Source organism: Paenibacillus sp. FSL R10-2734 (assembly GCF_037963865.1).
In the GTDB taxonomy this organism is placed as follows: domain Bacteria; phylum Bacillota; class Bacilli; order Paenibacillales; family Paenibacillaceae; genus Paenibacillus_AQ.
This window is the reverse complement of sequence record NZ_CP150170.1, coordinates 105,034-129,022: the sequence shown is the minus strand read 5'-3', so window position 1 is coordinate 129,022 and position 23,989 is coordinate 105,034. Positions and strand designations below refer to the sequence as shown.

Genomic DNA, 23,989 nt, shown 5'->3' with positions numbered 1-23,989 from the left:
AACAAGCCCGGGAAAAATATCCGTGGGCTTATTTGTTATGTTCGTCTTTAGGTGATTATGATTTTGTTCTTTCCCGTGTTCTTAGCTTCGTAAAGGGCATCGTCTGCCTTCTGAAACGTAGAGTTTTTGGAATCTGTAGCTGTGAAATCATGCATACCGATACTGACGGTTACACTTTTACCGTCCATTTCCGCAAAAGGGGTGTCGGAGATGGTTTTTAGAATATGCTTCATGATGTCATGAGAATCATCAATGGTTTTGGTAGTCAGAATGACGACAAACTCTTCTCCACCGTAGCGGGCAGCAAAATCATCTGGACCGATATGCTCGAGTAAGATCGCTGCGACCTTTTGTAATACGATATCTCCAACGGAGTGTCCATAGCTATCATTTACTTTTTTGAAATTGTCGATGTCCATAACGGCTAGCTGCATTGGGAATGGATTACTCTGCTGATGATCGATTAGCCATCCCAAGTATTCATGAAACGTTTTATGATTATAAAGGTCGGTTAGAGGATCGATCTTGGATAGACGGTCCATGATGATATTCTGAATGCGTAATTCCTGTTCTGACTTTACCGAGTTCTCCAGAGATTGCAACAAATCACGCCCACGACCGATGACTGCGAAGCCTGCTAAGGCAGTACCTGCAAAAATAAGCGCAATAAAAATAGTTTCAGTGATCGGGACGTACCCGTAAATCGATGTTCTGATGAATAAAATGACTGTGTACAGTAGACAAATAGCAGAAGTGACTATCATATAACTATTCTTCATATAGATCATAGATATGTGCAGCGGTAGCAGCATAATTAATGAAATTACATACAGTTCATCGCTGAGATTGATGATAATCAGAACTGCTAATAAATGGCTCGCAATTGTAATCGCTAACTCGGACCACAGGGGTTTCCATCTATAGATGCATTCCAGAGTAATGATTAAAGCCACTATGATGGAATCGGGAATCAGCGACTGCGTAATATCGCCCATGGTTAGGGTCTCCGGATGTTCTCCCCATAAGCATTGAGAAACAGAGAAATGAATACTTAAATCGACAATCAGGATGATCCAGAATGCATTGAGTAGCACACGATTCCAATGGGTCTGACGAGGAGTTTGAGATGTAGTATGCATAATGTGTTCCTCTTTTCCAGTGGCAATATGCTTATATATTCGACAATAATCTCTGATTTCCTCTTGACTCTTTGTGATCGTTACCCGCGGTCTGGCGCAAGCCGGTGCTGCAGGAGTATGGATTGCTCGAGGGATGATCGATCGAAAAGGAATACTATAGAAAGTATTTCCTTTAATTAACTCTGCTGATATAATGTTAGAATACATAACATCAATCGAGTGGAGTGGGAATAATGATGCAGATTCGTCGAAGCCAGATTTTCGTAGTCGTCCTGTTTCTCCTTGTCAGTGTTTACAGTTTGTTGATTGACATGTTCTGGATTCATAAGCTGGTGATCATCCTGCTTATGGCTTCTCTAGGCTGGGTCTCACTGAACTTGTCCCGCTACGGTTATCGCAAAGAAGTGCTCCTGAAGGAGTCGCAGAATAAAGTTGGGCTTCTTGGCAATGAGATTGTAGTTACCTCGGATCGGCTGCATGGTGCACTCGAAGAAATCAGCCGTCATACAGAAGAGCTGCAGCAGACAGCAGATTACTCACACGCATATGAAACGGATTTAAGGATTCGCAGCAACGAGGCGAAAGCCAATATTGAAGGCGCATATCAGACGATGGGGAGTGTGGCCTCTGTTACAGCCCATATCGAAGAATTAACGGAGAGACTAGGCTCCAATATGCAATACGCTCGGCAAGGAATGACGACAATGGTGGATTCCTTGAGCATCGCAGATGTTGTAATGAAGGATCTGCAAACGCAGAGTGAGGACATGTTAGCTAAGTTCACTACCTTGAGCAATCATATTGCGATGGTAGAGGAGATCAACACATTGATTAACTCGATTGTGAATGAGACCTCTTTGCTTGCTCTGAATGCTTCTATTGAAGCGGCACGGGCTGGGGAACAGGGCCGCGGATTTGCGGTAGTGGCCAGCCGGATTCGGCAGCTGGCTGATCAAAGCAAGAGCTCGGTAGACCGTTCCTCTGGTATCTTGCTCGACATTAATAACGGAGTACAGCAGGTGCTGGAATCCGTTACGAAAGAGCAAGCATCCGTGGAACGTGGGGTGGACGAGGTCGGCACTGTGAAGCTTCGACTCGATGATATCGCGTCGAGAGTCGATGAGGTAGGCAGCGCAGTAACGGAAACCATCGATGCTGCCGCGAAGCAGGGCAAGCTGATTGTAGAAGTAACGACGGAGCTGAGTGGTGCAGTGGCTATCGTGAATGAGACGATTGCTAATGTGGATCTTACGCTGGAGCAGGTGACACGGCAGCGGAGTCAGATCGGGCAGCTGAACGAAGTCAGCGCCAATCTGTTAGCCGAGTCGCAATCGTTGCAGCAATCGGTTACCAGCATAGCAGGCAGAGAAGAAATCGAGATGAGCCAATATGCAGCCAGGCTCCAGGAAATGCAGAGCCTCTTGGAGACAATTTCAGTGAAGGAAGAGCTGTACTCCCCCGATACTGAAGTTCATCAAGGCGTTCTGACCTCTTATATTAAGAAAATTCCGGATGTGCAGGCCATTTGGTCCAATCGGACGGATGGAACCTTTATCTACTCCGAGCCAGCGGCTGGCCTACTGAATGCCAAACGGCGCGATTGGTGGAATGGGGCCATGAGTGAAGGTGAATTTGTCTCTAAGCCTTATGTATCAGCGATTACGAAGCGTTCTTGTATTACGTTATCCAGAGCCATCCGGAATCGCCAGGGAGATGTCGTAGGTGTGGTGGGCATTGATTTGGCGGTGTAATAAGTAATAACAAACAGCAAGCCCTTCTACACGGGGGCTTGCTGTTTGTTATTTTAGGTAGAGCTAATCTGCAACTGCTTCCAAGTGGCCTGCCACTTTTTCTTAATAACGCGTTGTTCGTAAATAGGGAGTAAGCTTGAGTTTTCCGTAAAATGTGGGGTAGGTCGTAATACTACATTAATCACGTCGGAAATTCCGTGTGGAGCGATTAAGATGATTTTACCTGATGGATCTAGTGATAGTCCAAGCGCTGTGGCGGTTTCCGGAAACTTGGAGATAGCATCTACAGCTGATGAATAGGGTGCAAGGTTGTTGACTGTATGCATTCTTGCTTCATTTTTAACAGACCATGGGACATTAGGGTTTAAAGCTCTTAGTTTCGCCTCCCATTGCTTCTCCACTTCCTCTTGAAGATTACTGTCGTCATAATAAATAACATCAACGTCTGGCAGTGGTGTCCGTTCTTCGAAGCCATGTAGGGTGTCCCAGACTTTTGCACGTACAAATCCAGCGCATACCCACCAGTCAGGCAGCTGTAGCGACCTAGCCTTTTCTAATATATCCATCATCCAGGGATCATTTTGTACCAGCTTAATGATGTCTGCCTCGTGTTCTATTTTTTGCAATCCGCGCACCTCCGCTTATTCGTGTTTCCATTCTGTTAATATCATACAACAAGAGTTTCGATAGAGGTATAAAAGGACAGGCTGAATGGACAGAGGCATGAACTATCTTTATAATAAATCGACATCTAGTCCTTTGGAGGCGGAGAACGTGCAATATACGTTTACGATATTACTGCAATTATTCGAAAGAGCTGCGCTACTGCTGATGTGTCTGTTTGTGCTGACTCGTCTGCCGCGGTTTAAAGAGATTTTTCAAAAAGGAACCTACGCCCCGCAGGAGCTTGCCATAGCGACGACGATCTTCAGTTTATTCGCCATCTTTGGTACCTATAGTGGGATTAATGTGGAAGGCTCGCTTGTGAACGTGCGAATTATCGCCATCGTGTCCGGCGGGATTCTGTTCGGGCCGTGGGTAGGACTCATAACAGGTATCATCTCAGGGGTTCACCGTTTTCTGATTGATATCGGAGGGGTAACCTCTCTTCCTTGTCTGATTACGAGTATCACCGCAGGGATTGTGTCAGGCATAATATACCGCCGCACTTCTGGTGAACGTCGCTGGATGGCTGGTATTCTGGCCGGGATGGCCTGTGAAGCACTGACGATGCTGCTCATTCTGGTGATGGCTGAGCCGTCGTCGCTGGGTGTGGATATCGTGTCCAAAATTGCTTTTCCAATGATTATGAGCCAGATTAGTGTCGGTCTGATTGTCATGCTAGTGCAGAGTGTGGAAGGTGAAAAGGAACGGATTGCGGCGAAGCAGTCCAAGCTGGCACTGGATATTGCCAATAAGACCTTGCCTTATTTTCGCAATATTAATCCCGAGTCGCTGCGCACCATCTGCCAAATTATCAAAGAAGATATCGGTGCAGACGCTGTAGCTATTTCGGATACAAGACTCATTCTCGCTTACGTTGGTGTTGGAGAAGAGGATTATACTACGACCAATGAAATTATAAGTGAAGAAACGAAAGTGACGTTGTCCAGTGGTGAAATTACGATCCGTAACGACGATAGTGATTATGTGAATCCGGAGATTAAATCGCTGATTATTATTCCATTGAAGGAAAAAGGTGAAGTGACGGGAGCGCTCAAAATCTATTACACCAGAGCCCACAAGATTACTTATTCTCTCCAAGCTATGGCCGTAGGGCTGTCGCAAATGATCTCTACGCTAATGGAAGTGTCGCGAGTGGAAGGCATTAAGGAAATGGCGAACAAAGCGGAGCTGAAGGCGCTGCAGACTAGCATTAACCCACACTTTCTGTTTAATGCGCTGAACGCGATTGCGTCCTCGATTCGGATTAACCCGGATAAGGCGCGTGAGCTGATTGTGAATTTGTCCGGTTATATGAGATACAATCTGGAGCTTACGGATGAATTTATCGACATCAAGCGAGAGCTGCAGCAGGTTCAGCAATATGTAGAGATTGAAAAAGCGCGATTCGGAAGCCGTCTTAACGTGCTTTACGATATTGATGAGGTAGAGGTTCGGATTCCGAGTCTGATCATTCAGCCACTTGTAGAAAATGCGATTATACATGGCATACTTAAGGTAAGAGGGACAGGGACGGTAACGATTTCTGTAAAAGATCGAGGGGGAACCATACGTGTTGGCATTCGGGATACCGGAGCTGGCATCAGTGAGGAAACGATAGAGAAGGTCTATACAGGTGATATGCCGGAGAATAAAATCGGACTTTTTAATGTACACCAGCGGGTAAAGCTGATTTATGGGAAGGGACTTACCATTCAGCGATTGGATAAAGGGACGGATATCTTTTTTGATGTCAAAAAGGAGGGGCTATGAGAGCGATCATCGTAGAGGATGAAGAGCTGGCAAGGCAGGAGCTGGCTTATTTAATTGAAACACACAGTGGGATCAAGATTGCGGCACAGTTTGAAGATGGACTGGATGCGCTAAAATATTTGCAGAGTGATACGGTAGATGTGATTTTTCTGGATATTAATATTCCTTCCATCGATGGAGTGCTGTTGGCACAGAATATTAGCAGATTCTCGGTGAAACCATACATAGTGTTTATTACTGCTTATAAGGAGCATGCTGCTGAGGCTTTTGAGATAGAAGCGTTTGATTATATTCTTAAACCGTACAGTGAGGTTCGCATTAAAGCTATGCTGCACAAGCTGGAAGGAGCATTCGCCGCCCGAGGGGGTCAAGGGGATGAGGAACGTAATCCGGTCAGTAACAAGGTGAACCTGTGGAAAAATGAAAAGATTATCGTGGTGAATGCCGACGATATTTATTACGCCTCCGCGCAGGAGAAAAGCACGAGCGTCATGACTAAGGGTGAGGAATATAGTATGGCGCTCAGCATCAGCGATTTTTATAATCGACTGCCTGAGGATCGTTTTTTTCGCTGCCATCGTTCCTATATCGTTAACCTGTCCAAGATCAAGGAAATCATCCCGTGGTTCAACAATACGTACTTGCTGCGCCTGCATGATTTGGATTTTGAAGTGCCGGTAAGTCGTAGCAAGGTAAAAGAATTCAGGCAGATCATGCGCATATAAATGCAGTTCATTCTTCATTTTCGTCATCTCATGCCAGATTTCTCTCAACATCCGTTGGTTTAGCTACAATAAAGAGGCAATAGAAGCTCATGTAGCAGACAACAAGAGAGAAAGAAGGAATAGACCATGACTTCGACGATGGACAATAAAAACGCCAAACGGTGGCTTATCGTATTAGGAACAGTAATTATGCAGATGGGTCTAGGTACCATTTATACATGGAGCTTGTTCAATGCACATCTGGTAACAAAATTCGGATGGGAGCTCAACTCTGTTTCTATTACGTTTTCGATCACGAGCTTTGCACTCGCTTTCGCGACTTTGTTCGCAGGGAAATTGCAAGATCGTTTCGGTCTTCGTCGGTTGACTGCTGCCGCAGGGATCATGCTTGGTCTTGGATTAATCCTTAGCTCTCAGGCGAATTCGCTTCTAATGTTCTATGTACTGGCTGGTGTGATTGTGGGCTTTGCAGACGGTACTGCTTACATCACTTCATTATCTAACTTAATCAAATGGTTTCCGAATAATAAAGGTTTAATCTCTGGTGTGTCCGTGGGTGCTTACGGAACGGGGAGCTTGATTTTTAAATATATCAATGGTGGTTTGATCGACTCCGTGGGTGTGTCTAATACATTTATGTATTGGGGCATGATCGTTATGGCGATGATTGTGATCGGTGCCTTGCTTGTAAGAGAGGCTCCGGTACAAGTGGCATCAATGGGTGCGAAATCGACTTCGGCTCTAACTGGACAAAAAGATTACACGGTAAAAGAAATGCTGCGTACAAAAGAAGCTTATCTCCTGTTCATCATTTTCTTCACCGCTTGTATGTGTGGCCTGTATTTGATCGGTATTGTAAAAGATATTGGCGTACAGCTGGCTGGGCTTGATGTGCAGACGGCAGCTAGTGCGGTAGCGATGATTGCGATTTTTAATACCGCTGGACGTTTAATTCTGGGTGCTTTGTCTGACAAAATGAGCCGTTTGAAGCTGGTAGGCGCTTCGCTTGCTGTAACGGCAGCCGCTATGTTGACCCTTAGCTATGCGACCTTGAATTTTGGGCTTTTCTTCACTTGTGTGGCAGCCATAGCGTTTTGCTTCGGGGGGAATATCACAGTGTTCCCGGCCATTGTTAGTGACTTCTTTGGACTGAAGAATCACAGTAAGAACTATGGAGTTGTCTACCAAGGTTTCGGTATCGGTGCCCTTTCTGGTTCGTTCATCGCCGTCTTCTTGGGCGGGTTCAAACCTACCTTCGTCATCTTCGGCCTCTTGTGCCTGCTGGCCTGCATCATCGCGATTTCTCTGAAATCGCCGGTGGAGAAGGTAGAAGAGAAGAAGGCGCTTCGACTCAAAGCTACGGAACGGACGGCCTAAGCGGCCTAAGAGTGTAAGATAACTAATTAATCTAAACAGAGACGTACAAGCTCACACAGTTGTACGTCTTTTTTTGTTGGTGGGCAGCAGCTCGCTGAATTGGTGGAGCGGGCGAAATGAAAAACTAAGAGGGTCTGAATTCAGAATGGATTACTCAGTTGGAGAACATTGGAGGAGCTAACGGACCGTATTGCAGCTATTATTGATTTTTAGCTCATTTTGCTAGGGTTACGGACTGTATAGCTCTTATTAGTCTCTAAATGTGTATAATTGGGGTGATTTTGAGAGAATAGCTGCATCTGAGTCCGAACGTATGCGGAAACTGCTTATTTTTCGGAAATAGGGTCTCCTCGGTCCGAAGCGACCGGATCAGTGCAATTTATTCGAAGAACAATGCTTTTATAGGTATCTCAGCATCGATTATGCATGGTGGCAAAGTGTTCGTGGAAGAAATAAATAAGTGTATAAAATACAGTTAGATCATATGCAAGGAAGGTAGCAAGTTGATCCAGATATAAAAGAAGGTATCCCTAATGCGAAGCTTTAGGGATACCTTCTTTATATTCTTAAGTCGAAAAGTCGACCAGCATTAGCCTTCCAGCAGCAGTGCTTCTGGATCCTCCAGCAATTCCTTCACTTTGACGAGGAAGCTTACCGCTTCAGAGCCGTCAACGATCCGGTGATCGTAGGAAAGGGCGATATACATCATTGGTCGGTTAACGGTTCTTTCTTCGTCCAACGCGATTGGGCGCAGCTGAATCTTATGCATCCCTAGAATACCTACTTGAGGGGTATTCAGAATCGGGGTGGATAACAGGGAACCGAATACACCGCCGTTTGTTATGGTAAATGTTCCGCCTTGCAGCTCGGAGAGGCTGAGTGTGTTGGCGCGTGCTTTGGAAGCGAGTTCGCCAATTTGGCGTTCGATTTCCGGGAAGCTCAGTCGATCCGCGTCACGGACAACCGGAACCACCAGACCTTCTTTGGCTGCAACAGCAATTCCGATGTCGTAGAATTTCTTAACGACCAGATCTTCACCGTCGATCTCAGCGTTCAGCAGTGGATAGGTCTTCAGCGCACCGATCACGGCTTTGGTGAAGAAGGACATGAAGCCCAGTCCAACTTCATGCTTCTCTTTAAAAGCATCCTTGCGGCGCTTACGGATGTCGAGGATCGCGGTCATGTCCACCTCGTTGAAGGTGGTAAGCATGGCAGCGGTCTGCTGCGCTTCTACCAAGCGGCTGGCAATCGTGAGCCGTCTGCGCGACATGCGCTTGCGCTCCACGTTCTTGCCGTCCTCCGGCGCGGCTTTGCTCGCTGCCGGCAACGCTTTCTCCGGCTTGCCTTGCGGCGCCGGAGCTACCGGTGCAGCGGCCTGCGGCGCTGCTGCACCATGGCCAGACACATCGGCCTGACCAATCCGGCCGATAGGATCACGGGCGCTAACATCGCCGAGGTCGATGCCGCGCTCCCGTGCCAGCTTGCGTGCGCCCGGCGATGCCAGTGCAGCGGGGCTTTCGCCACCCGCTACAGCGACTTCGGGCGCAGCTACAGCTACAGCTACAGGTGCGGCTGCTGCGCTGCCGCTTGCCGGTGCCGCTTCAGGCGCTTTGCTCTCAGCGGCCTGCGGTTTACTACCGCTAGCGGCTCCAATGATACCGATGGCTTCGCCAACGGCTACATTCTCGCCCGCTTGACGTAGGATGGAGGAGATGACACCCTCCACCTCCGCACTAATTTCCAGATTGACTTTATCCGTCTCTAACTCAGCAAGCACATCACCTTGACCTACCGTGTCGCCTTCTTTAACCAGCCATTTGTAGATGGTTCCTTCGGATATAGATTCTCCCAGATCGGGTACTAAGATTTCTGACACAGGCCGTTACCTCCCCAAACATAATGGTTTACGCTATTGTGATACCGTCCTCTTAAGAAGACGGTACAGCTGTTTGTACTTGTGAATTTGCTTTTAGGGCCTCTGAAACAATTCTGCGCTGTTCAAAGCTATGAACATCTGCATAACCACTCGCGGGACTGGAACGTTCCGGACGTCCGATATATCTCACGCTAGTGTTTTGCGGTGCGATGGCGCGTAACCGAGGTTCGGTGTAACTCCATCCGCCCATATTCTTCGGCTCTTCTTGCACCCAGACGATTTCCTGAAGGGATGGGAAGGAGCTTAGGTGAGCACTCAATTCAAGTTCTGGGAACGGATAGAGTTGCTCTAGGCGAAGCACATGCAACCAAGACCAATCTTTGTCTGAAGCAGCTTCCAGTTCGGTTTGTATATCGATGGCTACTTTACCGCTGCAGACTACGAGACGCTTAACCTCACCTGGTTTTTGGCCTAGTAGAGGCTCTGATAATACAGGCTGGAATTGTCCGGAGGCGAGCTCGGTTCCGGCAGAAGTGCTGCGCGCATTACGAATGAGACTCTTTGGCGTCATAATGACTAGCGGTCTAGCATCTTCCTGTCCGCATAACGCCGCTTGGCGCCGCAAGAGATGGAAATACTGAGAGGCGCTGGTCAAGTTGGCAACGGTCCAGTTCTCTTCTGCAGATAATTGCAGGAAGCGTTCCAATCTACCACTGGAATGCTCAGGTCCCTGTCCTTCATAGCCATGAGGCAGCATGATGACAAGATTGCTGCGCTGCGTCCATTTGGCGCGTCCAGCGGCAATGAATTGGTCAAAAATAACTTGACCTGCATTGGCGAAATCGCCATATTGTGCTTCCCAGATCACGAAGGTTTCTGGTGCGAACACGTTATAACCATACTCAAAGCCTAGTACTGATGCTTCTGATAGCGGACTGTTGTATACGCCAAAGGAAGCGCGGGAATCACTTAGCTGATGAAGCGGAGAGAATAATTCTCCTGTCTTGCTGTCGTGCAGCACCAGATGGCGGTGTGCGAAGGTGCCGCGCTGTGCATCCTGACCGCTAAGTCGAATAGGCGTTCCATCCTTCAGAATGGTTGCGAAGGCGAGAGACTCAGCGAGTGCCCAGTCGACCTTCTCACCATCATTCAGCGCATCCTTGCGACGCTGCAGAATTCGCTCTAGCTTCGGATAGACTTGGAATCCATCAGGAACGGTCAGCAGCTCACGATTGATCTCTTGCAAAGTGGTGATCGGTACGGTTGTAGTGCCTGCCGCTGAGCGCTCCGTTTGAAGAGGAATGAAGGCTTTTGGTTCTTTTTTCTTGTGATTGCCTTCCTTCATGCTATCGTAAGCACGTTGCAATACGCTTTCTGCTGCAGCGTTCATCGCTTTAACATCATCGGCTGTAAGAATCTTTTCACGCTGTAGTCGCTCCGCATAGACCTTGTAGACGGTTGGGTGTTTGCGCACCTTACTGTAGACAATTGGCTGTGTAGTGTCAGGATCATCCATCTCGTTATGACCATGACGGCGGTAGCCGATGAGATCAATCACGAAATCCTTTTTAAATTGGTGGCGATATGCGCTAGCTAAGCGAACGGCTGATATACAGGCCTCGGGATCATCGGCATTGACATGGACAATCGGGATTTCATATCCTTTGGCGATGTCACTCGCATAATGCGTTGAACGGGAGTCTTCACTTTCTGTCGTAAAGCCGATCCGGTTATTAACAATAATATGGATCGTCCCACCATTCTGATAACCTTGAAGTTTGCCAATATTAAGTGTTTCTGCAACAATCCCTTCACCTGGAAAAGCGGCATCGCCATGCATCAGGACTGCAATAGCTTTACTGGTATCAATCTTCGGCAATCCGGCTGTGCTCCGATCTTCTTGAGCAGCACGAGTGAAGCCTTCCACGACAGGATTGACGAATTCCAAGTGACTTGGGTTATTCGCTAGTGTTATTCTTGTGCGTACGGTTTCTCCTTCACGGACAGCACGGTCTGCACCGAGATGGTATTTCACATCACCCGTCCAGCCATAGTTAATGCCTGTAGAGCCCTCAGAAGGGAAAAGCTCCTTGTTCGGAGAATGATGAAACTCTGAAAATATAATATCATAAGGTTTGTTCAAAATATGTGCAAGAACGTTGAGACGGCCGCGATGCGCCATGCCCATTAGGATATGCTCTGCGCCGTCATGTGCAGCAGCACGTACGATTTCATCAAGCATCGGAACAAGAGCGTCATTGCCTTCCAGGCTGAAACGTTTTTGGCCCACAAAGGTCTTGTGGAGGAAGGTTTCGAATTGCTCTACTTGGATCAGGCGATTCAGTAGCTCTTTGCGTTCTGAATTATTTAAAGGTGCTGGTGAGCTTGTGGATTCTGCCTGTCTGTTCAACCATTTCAGTTCCTGTTCTTCATGTACATGCCCGAATTCATAGGCGATCGTCTTGGTATATGCCTGACGCATACGCTGAACAGCATCCCAGCCAGTATGCACATCATTCGGCGCATTCTCCCAAATGAGCGTGGCAGGTAGTGCAATCAGATCCTCACGAGTCAGCTCATAGGTTTCGAGCTCGAGATATTTAGCCATAGGATTGTGATCCCGCTCAAGCGGATCAATTTCAGCGGCCATATGGCCATATATACGAATATTAGCGATTAGCTTGGAAGCTCTTACTGCCTTTCTAAGCCATTCGGTGTCTCCCGAAATGCGAGGCTGTGGAGCCGGTTCGCTATCCGGTGTTAATGGTGGGGGACCCGAATTCGTAAAAAGCTCGCGATAGTTATTTTCTACGGTGGATGGATCTTTCACAAACTGTTCATATCTTTCTTGAATGTAGCCTAAATTGGGTCCGTAATACTTACTCCAAATGGATTCGTTATAGGGCTCTTTGGCTGCCATGAATACATCCTCCTTAACGGATGAACTCCATACGTGACATTTTGTGTCAACGCTTACTGGAGCTGTGATGATTGCGGTTTCATTTCTCATCTTATTGTGCTACTTTCCACACGTGTAATCAATTCATTCTTTCGTCCAATACGTTCGCAAAATGGTATGGGTTAGCTTGTTCTACTAAAAAAAGAGGTGTTCTTTACTATTACCCATTCTAAAGACCTACTAAAATGATTCTATTATCCTTAATTTTAACTAAATGAGAGGAAGGCATCATTATATTGGCTTAATTAATTTTTTGAATTGGACGGGTATCGTGATAATAGGACAGGAAATCCTAAAAAAAATCTTTTATTTTTTGCTTTTAACAGAGAAACTACTCAGAAATCGACACACTTTTCCACTTTACTATAGTATAATGTTATTGCAGTTAGCGTTTTCATATATTTTATAACCAGATCCTTTCGTGTAAAGGGTCCAGTAAAAGGTAAACCTGCCGAAAGGCAGGGGCACAAAGTCGCGGGTCTAAGGTAGAAATACTATGACAGCCGGATTGCCTGGGGACGTAAAATCTTAGGAGGAGATTTTTTGGACAAGTCCAACCAGGGAAGCAACAGAGAACAGCAGGTCATTGATGTAGACGTAGAATGGGTCCATTTATTATTAGCAGCTAAGAAGGCAGGCATAAAGGCAGATGAAATTCGTCGATTCTTTCACGAGAAGACTGTGCAAGCCGTGCAGTAATACATTTAGAACGTAATATACCGAAAAAGGGCACAGCGATAACTCGCTGTGCTCTTTTTCGGTATATATATGAGAGTATAAGTTTCATACCGTATATGATCATTATATTCTGCTAGAATATAAACGCCTTCGCGGTCCATGTTAGGAGGGCGAAGGCGTTTATGCTTGATAGTATGAATAGAAGAGGATCTTATCAGGTCAGATGTAGGTTAATCCTTCTGATCCAGGCGCCATTTCTGGTAGTCTAGAAACTCCTTGAATTCGCGTTTGCTTATGCCTGAGGCCATAGCTTCCTGCACCAATCGGAACCATTCCGAATCTAAAGGTGATTCCTCAGCATCATTAGGTTCTCCATAGAGTAAAGCGTGGATGGATACCTGAAGCGCGTCGGCGATCTTTTCGATAAACTGGATTGAAGGATTGGATTGGATGTTTCTCTCCACATTGCTAAGATACGACTTAGCAACATCCGCTCTGTCCGCAAGCTCAGATAGGGACAATCCCTTTTCTAGGCGGAGATGCTGGATACGTTGGCCCATATTTTGTGGCACTATGCTTACGCCCCTCCGTAATTTTTGTTATTAGTATAGCAAATATCAATAAATTCGACAAAGTTTATTGTAAAGAGAAAAGCAGCATCTACTTATCCGCTTTCCGGAATAAGAATCTGCTGCTCTTCGAATGGAAGACTTATTAGATTAGTAGTCAGTTCCTCTGCCTTGTTTACCGAAGAAATCCCAAGTCAGTGTCAATGTATCTTGTTGGAAAATGTTCTGATCTTTATTGTCTTCCACAAATTCGAATTTGACGGTAAAGGTGTCAGATGTACCTGCTTTAATACCGGATGCTTCACTGCCTAAGAACGGCACTTTCTCTACGAGATCTGGTGTTAAATTTTGTAATTCAGATAATGTTGTTTCATAAACTACAATATCCGGAATAATGTTACCGCTCTTGTCCTTATTTTGCAGAAATTTAACTTTAATGAATTTACCTAAATCAACACCGTTGTTGTTACCACCTACATCATTAACGTTGTACTTAGTTTTGAGAATAATAGAGCCAATATCGAGGGTGCCGTCATTTTTTAGTTTGAAATCTTTTTTGACAGTATCACCTGGCTTCAGGTTTGCAATATTTACGATAACAGAAGGATCGGAGTTCAAATCCAGTGTACCTGCAGCGAATGTAGCAGTGCTTGTTGCAGTGTCACTAAAGTAAGCGAAGGTTCCTCCACCAATCAATGATAAACCCAGTGCTGCAGATGCTACGCCAAGACCCAATGTTTTCTTGATACCCATAATTAAAATTCCTCCTCGGTTTTTGTGGTTAAATTTTATAAAATTTATATATTGTAACTTCCGGTTCGTAAGCGGAAGCGGACAATCAACTTATTACTGTATTTCTGTTGGGGGTGGAGAGGCAGGCAGTATGGCCGCGTTTTTCTTTTCGAGTGCAGCTACAGCCTTCCATGACGAATAGAGAGCATAGAGCAGGAGCATCAAGCCTGGTACGATCATGAGCACGACACTTCCAGCTTTGGAAACCGCGAAATTCATAGCGTAACCGACATAAGGTACGGTGACCCCGATATATTCAGCTACAACATTCGTTGAACTGGTAGGGTTCATGTCGGGCGCATCATTGTTATCGCCTTTCGTGCGATACATGGCTTCACCGGTAGCGTTATTCATTGTTGCTTCTACAACACGGTGAGTAATGAGCAGGTTTTCTTCATTTCTAAAGGTGATGACATCGCCTTTTTTGAAGCGATTCATATCTCCTCCGGGTTTTAAAGCGACAATCGATCCGGTCTGAATCCCTGGTTCCATCGAACCTGAGAGTACAGATTTGATTTGGTATCCGAAGAAGGCAGGTTCACCGCCGGATGCTTTAGATAAAACTACGGCTATTACCAGCAGAATGAAAATCACAAGCATGATGCTCGATAATGTATTGTTGATCATTTTTTTAATCCGCATATTATTCTCCACCTTTGTCTTGTTGAGCTTCCGAAGGAGCTGGTGTGGCTACCGGTGTGGAAGAGGTGTCTTCCGCCTTTGGCGTCTCCTGAGGAACCTTTTGCTGTGGTACATCTTGTGGAATCGTTGGCTCTTCGCCAATTTCCGGATCGACCGGGTTAGTGGCTGGGGCTTCAGGTTGTTCTTTATTTATGTTCTCTGGAGCAGCTTCACCTGTCGGTGTAGTCTCTTCCGTCTTTGCTTTCTCTGCAGCTTCAGCTTTTGCTTTTTCTTCAGCTTTCGCTTTGTCCTCGGCTTCTTGCTGCTCTTTTTTCTCCAGGGCTAAACGCTCTTCTTCTTTCTTCGCTTGTTCCAGCGCCTCTAGTCGGGCTTTCTCAAGCGCTTCCAATTGTTGTTCACGGGTTTGACTGATCAATTGGAGCTGACTCTGAAGATTACTGATTCCTGAAGTAGCCGATTCTTTAACACCATTCATTTCAGTATTGAGATTTTCATAAGTGGAGGTAAGCTCGCTAGAGATATTGCCGGCCGGCTGATTAAAAGCAATCAGGTAGGGTAGTGGCTGCTGAAACTCTCCGTTGCTTAACTCAAGCTGTCCATAAACATCACTGGTCACTACAGAAGCAAATGGAAGACCGATGTCGTGAATGGAGCTTAGGTATTGGATCACTCCATTTAAGGAGGTATTCAAGGATTCAGAGATTACACCGCTTTGATTCAGACTATTTTGTAGCTCATTGAAGAATTGTTCATCCTTGATTTCTAGACAGTTTGAATCTAATGAGGTCATATATCCTCCAATCTGGAATAGTACGGCTGCTGCTGCATTTAGCTCACTATTGATGTCATTCCAAATCTGAGTGTTGTTAGCCAGCTGCTCATTAACGCCATCTATTTGGGATTGAAGCGCGGAGATTTGTGTGGAAATCTCTTGCGCAGCTGTATCAAGCTCTTCCAGCGTCATGCCTTCTATTTCCGAAACACCGGAGAGACCACCCGAAAGGGTATAGCTTTGCAGCGTTCCTTTTAAAGCAACAGCTCTATCGACATGATCTTTAAACTCTGTAAGAAGTCCCTTGATCGAGTTTGGGAATACTTCGCAAAAGCTAATTGTGCTAGTGATTTGTGTAGTAGCTCCAAAACCACCATAGGTACTACCCACTTGCTGCGAGGTATACAGAAACAAGACGGAGACAGCCATTCCTGATTGCAGAACACGTAATCCGATTTGCCTCTTTCTTTTAGGTCTTCTTTTTGCTGATCTGGGTCTCAGAGGAATACCTCCCCTCAATATCTTAAGTTTCTTTGGTTCGTTATTATCGTTCTTTATTGAGAACGACTTCTTGTATTGAATAATACAGGGAATAAATCAAAAAGAAAACTGCCAATAAGTCTCGTTTGTGCTCTATAAAGAACAAAAATGTTAATTTATCTCTATTTATCTCAATTTTTCGCTTGATATCTATTTTTATTCGCAATAAAGAACGGTTTCTGAGGAAGGGACCGCATTAAAAATAGCCTAATCGTGCGAGAGGCACGATTAGGCTATTAAGAGTCCTAGGGAGTTTCATTGTGGGTTGGGTTAGGGAAGACGAGTACCACGCGAACTAACATACAGGTCATACCATTCTTTACGAGTAAGCTCCAGCTTGTCCGCATCAGCGCAGGCAGCGATGCGCTGGGGATTCACAGTCCCAATCACAGGCTGAATAGCTGCGGGATGTGTCATTAGCCAGGATAGCACTATGGCTTCTGGAGTAGTACCTTTTTCATCTGCTAGATCCTGGACCATGGCAGCAGTTTGGACGATATTTTCTGGTTGATCCGTTAGCGAACGTCCACTAAATAGGCCTTGTGCGAGTGGACCCCAAGCTTGAAGCTGAATGTTCTCCATTCGACAATGCTCAAGGGTTCCCTCAGGAAAGGTAATATCCTTCCAAGGTTCACGGTTTACACTGATTCCAGCATCGACCCAGCTTAGCTTGGCTAGGCTCATATGCAGTTGGTTTACGATAAAAGGTTCATCGCAATAGGCTTGCAGCATTTTGATTTGTGCTGCGCTCATATTGGAGACGCCGAAATGACGAACTTTACCTGCTGCTTTTAATTGATGCAATGCGGAGGCTACTTCCTCCGGATCCATTAGAGGATCAGGCCGATGGAGCAGCAGAATATCAATATATTCAGTTCCTAGTCGCGACAAGATTCCATCTACACTGCTTAGAATATGCTGGCTTGAGAAATCAAAAACATTAGAGCTGTCTCCAGGCTCCATCAGCTTAATACCGCACTTCGATTGAATAATGATTTCTTCACGGAGTTCTGGGCGTTCTTTAAAGATTTGACCGAACACTTTCTCAGCTTTACCACGGGTATAAATATCTGCATGATCAAACATATTGATGCCAATAGATAGAGCGGCGTCGACGGCTGCATGTCCTTGCTTAACATTCTCGGCGGTAATCGGTTCATGATCCCAGCCCCCGCCAAGTCCCATACAACCTAGAGCAATACGGCTGGCTTGTATACCGCGCTTGTTTAAAGGCAGCGTTCTCAACAATGGGATTCCTCCTAGGAAAATATGATTGCGTACACGTACATATTGTACACGCTTATAATCCTATATGGTATTTATTACCGATGGAGGAGCAGAAAAAAGAGGCCCTAAGGCCTCTACTCTGTATGGAGTGGTGTTCCAATGTCATTCAGCTTGCGAGCTACAACGTCATCATAGAGACGTTGCAGCCATTTTAGTTCAGTCAGGGTGTGTTCATAGGTGCCGTACATGAGATGAAGGGCGGAACGAGGAACAATGGGAATATGCTCTTCATATACCTGATAAGCCAGATTCACCTGATGTTCGGTCTCCCGAATACGTTCTTCAAGCAGCTTCTCCACTTTGCTTTGATCAACATGACGCGACATGGCTAGTGCCATATACATCGGATGATAGAAGGGCTCGTTCTTCTTAATTTGCTGTAGAATTAACTGCTCGAATAAATTTTTGCCTTGCTCAGTAATACCATAAATAGTTTTGTCTGGGCGATCACTGCTGCTAATCACCTCTAAAGCCTCAATATAGCCATCTTGTGCAAGTTTATCGACAGCGTAGTAGAGAGACCCGAGCTGCAGCTTTGTAATCCGGTCCATGGAGCGTTCTTTCATGACTATTGTAATTTCATAGGGATGCATATTCCGTTCCAGCAGTAGACCGAGAATGGCCAATTTCATCGACATAATGGTTACCTTTTGCCCTCGGACGCCTGAGCAGTTTTACTCGGAATGGTGAGGCGATCCTTTGGCATAAGCAGTACAAAGACTAAGCCAAGGACGGCGGGAATCAAGGCCCACATAAAGGTATGTGCGATTGAAGAGGACAGTGCACTAGATATTTTCTCTAAAATTTCAGGTGGGATCTTGGCTCTTGCCTCGGGTGTCAAGGCTGCCCGTGGATCGCCGAAGGCTGCTGACTGCTCACTTCCGCCAAAAGCATCGCTGATACTGTTGGTAAAGCTATTACGCTGAATAATACCGAAGATCGTAATCCCCAGCGTCATCCCAAGAGAGCGCATAAAGGTACTTGTTGAAGTTGCCGAACCGCGTTGGCGCATGTCGAAATTATGGATGGCCGCCATGCTCAGCACGGAGAAGGAAAAGCCCACGCCGAACCCAGTCAGTGCCATGAATACATTAAGCATAAGGCGGGAGGTATCTGGTGATAAAGTGCTTAGACTGTAAACACCTGCGACAAAGCAGACTGCGGATAGGATCATAATGTTGCGGAAGCTCGTTTTGGTTGTGAGCAGCCCCCCGGTCTGACTGCCCACGACCGTACCGATCATCATCGGCATGAGGATCAATCCTGAGTTCGTAGCTGAGCCGCCAAATACGCCCTGCACAAAGATAGGAATGTAAATAGTAGCTACGATAAAGGCGGAGCCATAGAACAAGCTAGTCACGCTGCTTGTTGCAAATAACCGTTTACGGAACATAGCGAATGAGATGACAGGTTCAGCCGCCACTCTCTCAATGAGGATAAATGCTAGTAAAAGAACAGCGAAGCCTGCAAATAAGCCGAGGATGACACTGGAATCCCAAGCATATTGATTGCCACCCAGTTCTAAAGCGAACATCAGGCAAATAATCGCGCCGACTAGAGTAAAGGCTCCACCCCAGTCGATGCGCTGTTTAGCGTGAGAGATCGATTCCTTATAAGAAGTTGCGATCAGAAAAAGTGCAATAATTCCGAGTGGCAGGTTTATGTAGAATACCCACTGCCAACCTACATAGTCGGTAATATATGCGCCTAATAATGGTCCGAGTACACTGGAGATTCCGAAGACGGCACCGAATAGGCCGGTCAGCTTGCCTCTTTTTTCAGGAGGATAAATGTCGAAAACGATGGTGAAGGCGATTGGCATTAGTGCGCCGCCGCCGATCCCTTGTATGGCCCGGTAAATACTGAGCTGTGTAATACTGGTTGCAGTACCGCACAGTGCTGAGCCAATCAGGAATACAATCAGACCGAACATGAAGAAACGTTTACGTCCATACATATCCGAGAGCTTGCCGAAGATAGGGGTTCCAGCCATTACCATGACCATATAAGCCGAGGTGACCCATACGATTTTGTCCAGACCACCGAGGTCGGAGACAATGGTACCCATAGCTGAAGCTACAATGGTATTGTCCATAGCAGACATAAGAATACCAAGCAGCAGGCCGACAACTACGAGTTTAAGATTACTTTCTTTAGTATGCATGCTTCGCAGGCTCCTTTTTGTAAATAGTGATAAATCCGTTCGAAAAATATTCATAGTTTAGAAGCAAAATTTATTATATTCAAATTTGAATAGGGTAGCAATAGTTTTTTTCAAATATAAGGAAGTATAAGTTTCACACAAAACTTTATGTCTTATAAGAATGCCACTTGACATACCCTACGGGGGTATATTATATTAATGGCAAGGAGGCTGATTCTTATGTCTACTAGTAAGCAAGAACAAACTGAGAAATCCTGTGAAGCTGACTGTCATTCTTCAGCATCTGGAGAACGAATGAGTCATCATTCGGCAGATTTCAAGAATGGTTTGAATACTCGCCTTAACCGGATTGAAGGCCAGATCCGCGGGATAAAGGGTATGATAGAGCGGGATACTTATTGTGACGATGTGCTCAATCAGCTCGCAGCGGTTCAAGCGGCACTAAACGGTGTTGGTAAGATGCTGCTGGAAGGGCACATGAAGAGTTGTATAGTTGAAAGAATCGAAGCTGGAGAACATGAGGTTATCGATGAGCTGCTGATTACGGTTAACAAATTAATGAAATAATAAGCTAATGCTCCTAAAGCATGGCTTCATAACATTTATTGGAGGTAATAATAATGTCGAACGCTACACTTAATGTTGAAGGAATGTCTTGTGGTCACTGTGTCAGCTCTGTAGAGAAGGCTGTAAGCGGCCTTGGTGCTAGTGCTAAAGTTGATCTTGCTGCTAAAAAAGTCTCCGTTGAGTATGATGAGAACAAGGTGAGTCTTGGAGCAATTAAAGAAGCCATTGAAGATCAAGGGTATGATGTAGTTTAATTTGATACACAGTAATAAGGCTTGGAGCTTTATAGGGGAATTTTCCTAAGCTCCAATGCCTTTTCTTTTTTTAGAAATTATCATACCCTATAGGGGTATGAGGAGGATCAAGAATATATGGATAAGACAAAATCAACGGCTTCACCCAAAGAACAGCAAGCAACCGTACAGATTACAGGCATGACCTGTTCTGCTTGTGCAGCCCGAATTGAGAAAGGGTTGTCCCGAATGGACGGCGTTTCGCGTGCGAACGTGAATCTAGCCTTGGAACAGGCCACTGTAGGATTTGATCCTACAGTATCAGGGTTACCACAAATTGAAGATAAAATCCGCGCCCTTGGCTACGATACGGTCAAGGAGTCCGCGGATTTTGATATATCAGGCATGACCTGCGCGGCTTGCTCGGCACGGATTGAAAAAGTACTGAGTCGTACGCCGGGTATAGCTGCAGTGAACGTGAATTTGGCGCTGGAAACCGCACATGTAGAATATACTCCCGGTAATATTAGTCCAAGAGAGATTATGGAGAAGGTAAGCAACATCGGTTATAAAGCTACCCTTAAAGAAGACCGCAAGGATCATATGGATCATCGTGCGCAGGACATTCAGCATAAGAAGTGGAAGTGGATCATTTCTGCGATTCTTTCTTTCCCATTGTTATGGGCGATGGCAGGGCATTTCTCGTTCACAAGCTGGATTCCAACACCGGACATATTTATGAATCCTTGGTTTCAGCTTGTTCTGGCAACTCCCGTACAGTTTATCATCGGCTGGCAGTTCTACGTTGGCGCGTATAAAGCACTTCGTAACGGGAGCGCCAATATGGATGTGTTAGTCGTACTGGGAACATCAGCAGCGTATTTCTATAGTCTTTATCTGACGATTGATTCATTAAGTATGAAGGGAATGAATCATACCGCCCCAATGTATTATGAGACGAGCGCAGTACTCATTACGCTCATTCTCGTGGGTAAATGGTTCGAGGCGCTGGCGAAAGGCCGTTCTTCTGACGCCATTAAGAGCTTAATGGGTCTTCAGGCAAAGACGGCTCTTGTGATTCGAGATGGCCAAGAGATGACGATCTCGACAGATGAAGTGATTCCCGGCGATATTGTACTGGTGAAGCCTGGAACAAAGGTACCGGTAGATGGTGAGGTAGTAGAGGGTTCATCTTCTGTGGACGAGTCTATGTTGACCGGAGAAAGTATCCCTGTGGAGAAAAAACCAGGTGATACCGTTATCGGTGCTACTTTAAATAAGAATGGTGTCTTGAGAATAAAAGCAAATAAAGTAGGTCGAGACACTGCGCTGGCTCAAATCATCAGAGTAGTGGAGGAGGCTCAAGGCTCCAAAGCGCCAATTCAGCGGATCGCCGATGTTATCTCAGGGATTTTCGTTCCGATTGTTGTAGGGATTGCGGTGATTACTTTCTTAGTCTGGTATTTCTGGGCAGCACCTGGCCAGTTCGCCGATGCCCTCGAAAAAGCTATTGCGGTGCTCGTAATCGCTTGTCCATGTGCATTAGGTCTAGCTACACCGACCTCCATTATGGCGGGATCGGGCCGCGCTGCGGAGCTTGGCATCCTGTTCAAGGGTGGGGAGCATTTAGAAGGGGCGCAAGGGATTAAGGTCGTTGTTTTGGATAAAACGGGTACCGTTACAAACGGTAAACCTGTGCTGACTGATATCGTGACTACAACTGGAATTGCCGCTTATGGTAAAGAAAATGCTGAGAATCGACTATTAGCTTTAACTGCGGCAGCCGAGAAATTATCAGAGCATCCGCTTGCGGAAGCCATTGTTGCAGGAGCTGCTGAAAAAGGATTGACCTTGCCAGCCGCTGAGCAGTTTGATAATGTGCCTGGACGGGGGATTATGGCTGTAGTCTCAGACCAACAAGTTAGGGTTGGTACGCGGCGAATGATGGAAGATAATCATTTGGATATCACAGAGTGGTCTCCAATCATGAAGAGGCTGGAAGAAGCGGGTAAGACAGCAATGCTTGTAGCGGTGGACGATGAAATTGCTGGGATTGTGGCTGTGGCGGATACGATTAAACCGACCTCAAAAGCAGCAGTAGCAGCGCTTCATGATATGGGCATAGAGGTCGTTATGATCACAGGTGACAATAAAATTACTGCTGAAGCTATTGCGAAGCAAGCAGGTATTCGAAAAGTGTTAGCAGAGGTTCTACCGGAAGGCAAAGCCGAGGAAGTTCGTAAGCTGCAGCGGAATGGGACAAAGGTAGCCATGGTTGGCGATGGGATCAATGATGCTCCTGCACTGGCTACTGCTGATACGGGCATGGCGATCGGTACAGGTACAGATGTAGCTATGGAGGCGGCGGATATTACGCTGATGCGGGGAGATCTGAAAAGTATACCCGATGCGATTATGATGAGTCGCAAAACAATGAGTAATATTAAGCAGAATTTGTTCTGGGCGCTTGCTTACAATACAATAGGTATACCGATTGCTGCACTTGGATTTCTAGCTCCATGGCTAGCTGGAGCCGCGATGGCATTCAGCTCTGTGTCTGTTGTCTTAAATGCACTTCGGCTACAGCGGGTAAAGCTGTAATAACTCATATATAAGGAGTGGCCACTGTGCAAGTAAATAATGATACGATTTCTCTATTAATGAACCATGCATCCGTCCGCAAGTATCAGGATAAGCCGGTAAGTGATGAGCAGCTTGCAGCTATTATTGGAGCAGGTCAGATGGCGTCGACCTCCAGCAATGTACAAGCTTATAGTGTAATTGCAGTTACTGACTCAGACTTGAGATCAGAGCTTGCCGGATTGGCGGGTAATCAGGCTTATATAGAACAATGCCCAGTCTTCTTGGTCTGGTGTGCTGATCTGTATCGACTGCGTGAGGTGACGAAGCCTCATTTGCAAGGAGAGACTTCTTATGAAGACTCTACTGAGAACCTGATTGTAGCTACCGTTGATGTTACGCTTGCTGCACAGAATGCTGCCGTGGCTGCGGAATCGCTTGGACTCGGGATCGTATACATCGGAGGAATCCGTAATCGGATCGCAGAAGTATCGGAGCTGCTGGGACTCCCTGAACTGGTCTATCCGATATTTGGAATGTGTGTGGGCTACCCTGATGGTGCCTCGAGCCTGCGTCCGCGTCTTCCATTAGAGGCTGTTCTGCATCGTAATCGCTATAATACCGAAACAACAGTGGAGCAGGTCAAGACTTACGATAAAGTCTCTTCAGACTATATGCGTGAGCGGACCCATGGCGCCAAGGATACACCGTGGTCGGTGATCATGGCGGAGCGATTGGCTCAGCCAGCACGACTGCATATGAAGGAGTTCCTAGAGGAAAAGGGATTCTTCAAGAGATAATCTAGTGTTTTCGCTTAAAGAGGCTGCACTATTCGTAGTTAAAACTACGGATGGGGTAGCCTCTTTTTCACATCCTGAGTCGTGAAGGTGACAGTTGTCATC

At 46.1% G+C, this 23,989-nt stretch carries 20 protein-coding genes and 1 riboswitch; of the genes, 9 read left to right on the top strand and 11 right to left on the bottom strand.

The window, feature by feature from the left end:
- Positions 1 to 47 precede the first annotated feature (47 nt).
- The gene (locus tag NSS67_RS00545) at positions 48 to 1,139 is read right to left on the bottom strand and encodes a GGDEF domain-containing protein (protein WP_339317851.1); all 1,092 of its coding nucleotides are present in this window, start codon (positions 1,137 to 1,139) and stop codon (positions 48 to 50) included.
- A 233-nt stretch (positions 1,140 to 1,372) separates the two neighbouring features.
- Here NSS67_RS00545 and NSS67_RS00540 point away from each other — a divergent pair, with 233 nt between their 5' ends.
- Positions 1,373 to 2,890, top strand: coding sequence for a methyl-accepting chemotaxis protein (locus NSS67_RS00540; protein ID WP_339317850.1), 1,518 nt, complete (start codon positions 1,373 to 1,375; stop codon positions 2,888 to 2,890).
- A gap of 53 nt (positions 2,891 to 2,943) precedes the next feature.
- On the opposite strand, the gene NSS67_RS00535 is transcribed toward NSS67_RS00540, so the two are convergent.
- Positions 2,944 to 3,459: a nucleotidyltransferase family protein gene (locus tag NSS67_RS00535; protein ID WP_339320457.1), complete on the bottom strand. Its 516-nt coding sequence runs from the start codon at positions 3,457 to 3,459 to the stop codon at positions 2,944 to 2,946.
- A 262-nt stretch (positions 3,460 to 3,721) separates the two neighbouring features.
- On the opposite strand from NSS67_RS00535, the gene NSS67_RS00530 reads away from it, so the two are divergent.
- The 3 genes from NSS67_RS00530 (at position 3,722) to NSS67_RS00520 (ending at position 7,428) form a co-directional block, all read left to right on the top strand.
- Entirely contained in the window at positions 3,722 to 5,326 is a 1,605-nt protein-coding gene (locus NSS67_RS00530; protein WP_339320456.1) for a sensor histidine kinase, read from the top strand.
- A complete protein-coding gene (locus NSS67_RS00525) occupies positions 5,323 to 6,051 on the top strand; it encodes a LytTR family DNA-binding domain-containing protein (protein ID WP_339317849.1) in 729 nt (242 codons plus the stop codon). Before NSS67_RS00530 ends, NSS67_RS00525 begins: the two co-directional genes overlap by 4 nt.
- 126 nt (positions 6,052 to 6,177) lie before the next feature.
- Positions 6,178 to 7,428, top strand: coding sequence for an OFA family MFS transporter (locus tag NSS67_RS00520; protein ID WP_339317848.1), 1,251 nt, complete (start codon positions 6,178 to 6,180; stop codon positions 7,426 to 7,428).
- A gap of 589 nt (positions 7,429 to 8,017) precedes the next feature.
- Here NSS67_RS00520 and odhB read toward each other — a convergent pair.
- The gene (odhB, locus tag NSS67_RS00515) at positions 8,018 to 9,304 is read right to left on the bottom strand and encodes a 2-oxoglutarate dehydrogenase complex dihydrolipoyllysine-residue succinyltransferase (RefSeq protein ID WP_339317847.1); all 1,287 of its coding nucleotides are present in this window, start codon (positions 9,302 to 9,304) and stop codon (positions 8,018 to 8,020) included.
- A 52-nt stretch (positions 9,305 to 9,356) separates the two neighbouring features.
- Complete coding sequence (locus tag NSS67_RS00510) at positions 9,357 to 12,224, bottom strand: 2-oxoglutarate dehydrogenase E1 component (protein WP_339317846.1); 2,868 nt, start codon at positions 12,222 to 12,224, stop codon at positions 9,357 to 9,359.
- Between the two features lie 470 nt (positions 12,225 to 12,694).
- Positions 12,695 to 12,779, top strand: a riboswitch (cyclic di-GMP riboswitch).
- Positions 12,780 to 12,806: 27 nt separating this feature from the next.
- Between NSS67_RS00510 and NSS67_RS00505 the strand changes: the two genes are divergently transcribed.
- The gene (locus NSS67_RS00505) at positions 12,807 to 12,962 is read left to right on the top strand and encodes an anti-repressor SinI family protein (RefSeq protein ID WP_339317845.1); all 156 of its coding nucleotides are present in this window, start codon (positions 12,807 to 12,809) and stop codon (positions 12,960 to 12,962) included.
- Between the two features lie 209 nt (positions 12,963 to 13,171).
- Here the strand turns inward: NSS67_RS00505 and NSS67_RS00500 are convergent, their stop codons facing one another.
- The 7 genes from NSS67_RS00500 to NSS67_RS00470 all read right to left on the bottom strand — a co-directional run bounded on the left by NSS67_RS00500 (position 13,172) and on the right by NSS67_RS00470 (position 19,707).
- Entirely contained in the window at positions 13,172 to 13,501 is a 330-nt protein-coding gene (locus NSS67_RS00500; protein WP_042131791.1) for a helix-turn-helix domain-containing protein, read from the bottom strand.
- A 159-nt stretch (positions 13,502 to 13,660) separates the two neighbouring features.
- Positions 13,661 to 14,263: a TasA family protein gene (locus tag NSS67_RS00495; RefSeq protein WP_339317844.1), complete on the bottom strand. Its 603-nt coding sequence runs from the start codon at positions 14,261 to 14,263 to the stop codon at positions 13,661 to 13,663.
- Positions 14,264 to 14,356: 93 nt separating this feature from the next.
- Complete coding sequence (locus tag NSS67_RS00490; protein ID WP_339317843.1) at positions 14,357 to 14,944, bottom strand: signal peptidase I; 588 nt, start codon at positions 14,942 to 14,944, stop codon at positions 14,357 to 14,359.
- A gap of 1 nt (position 14,945) precedes the next feature.
- Positions 14,946 to 16,145 (bottom strand): hypothetical protein, encoded by a 1,200-nt coding sequence (locus tag NSS67_RS00485; protein WP_339317842.1) that lies wholly within the window; start codon positions 16,143 to 16,145, stop codon positions 14,946 to 14,948.
- A 381-nt stretch (positions 16,146 to 16,526) separates the two neighbouring features.
- The gene (locus tag NSS67_RS00480; protein ID WP_339317841.1) at positions 16,527 to 17,504 is read right to left on the bottom strand and encodes an aldo/keto reductase; all 978 of its coding nucleotides are present in this window, start codon (positions 17,502 to 17,504) and stop codon (positions 16,527 to 16,529) included.
- A gap of 113 nt (positions 17,505 to 17,617) precedes the next feature.
- On the bottom strand, positions 17,618 to 18,181 hold the full coding sequence (locus NSS67_RS00475) for a PadR family transcriptional regulator (protein ID WP_339317840.1): 564 nt from the start codon (positions 18,179 to 18,181) through the stop codon (positions 17,618 to 17,620).
- A gap of 5 nt (positions 18,182 to 18,186) precedes the next feature.
- A complete protein-coding gene (locus tag NSS67_RS00470; protein ID WP_339317839.1) occupies positions 18,187 to 19,707 on the bottom strand; it encodes an MDR family MFS transporter in 1,521 nt (506 codons plus the stop codon).
- Positions 19,708 to 20,001: 294 nt separating this feature from the next.
- Here NSS67_RS00470 and NSS67_RS00465 point away from each other — a divergent pair, with 294 nt between their 5' ends.
- From NSS67_RS00465 to nfsA, 4 genes are all read left to right on the top strand, one after another.
- Positions 20,002 to 20,274 (top strand): metal-sensitive transcriptional regulator, encoded by a 273-nt coding sequence (locus NSS67_RS00465; protein WP_245237953.1) that lies wholly within the window; start codon positions 20,002 to 20,004, stop codon positions 20,272 to 20,274.
- A gap of 53 nt (positions 20,275 to 20,327) precedes the next feature.
- Positions 20,328 to 20,528 carry a copper chaperone CopZ gene (gene copZ, locus NSS67_RS00460; protein ID WP_339317838.1) on the top strand — a complete coding sequence of 67 codons (201 nt, stop codon included), beginning with the start codon at positions 20,328 to 20,330 and terminating at the stop codon, positions 20,526 to 20,528.
- 117 nt (positions 20,529 to 20,645) lie between these two features.
- Complete coding sequence (locus tag NSS67_RS00455; protein ID WP_339317837.1) at positions 20,646 to 23,108, top strand: heavy metal translocating P-type ATPase; 2,463 nt, start codon at positions 20,646 to 20,648, stop codon at positions 23,106 to 23,108.
- 26 nt (positions 23,109 to 23,134) lie between these two features.
- Positions 23,135 to 23,887: an oxygen-insensitive NADPH nitroreductase gene (gene nfsA / locus NSS67_RS00450; RefSeq protein ID WP_339317836.1), complete on the top strand. Its 753-nt coding sequence runs from the start codon at positions 23,135 to 23,137 to the stop codon at positions 23,885 to 23,887.
- Positions 23,888 to 23,989: the final 102 nt, after the last annotated feature.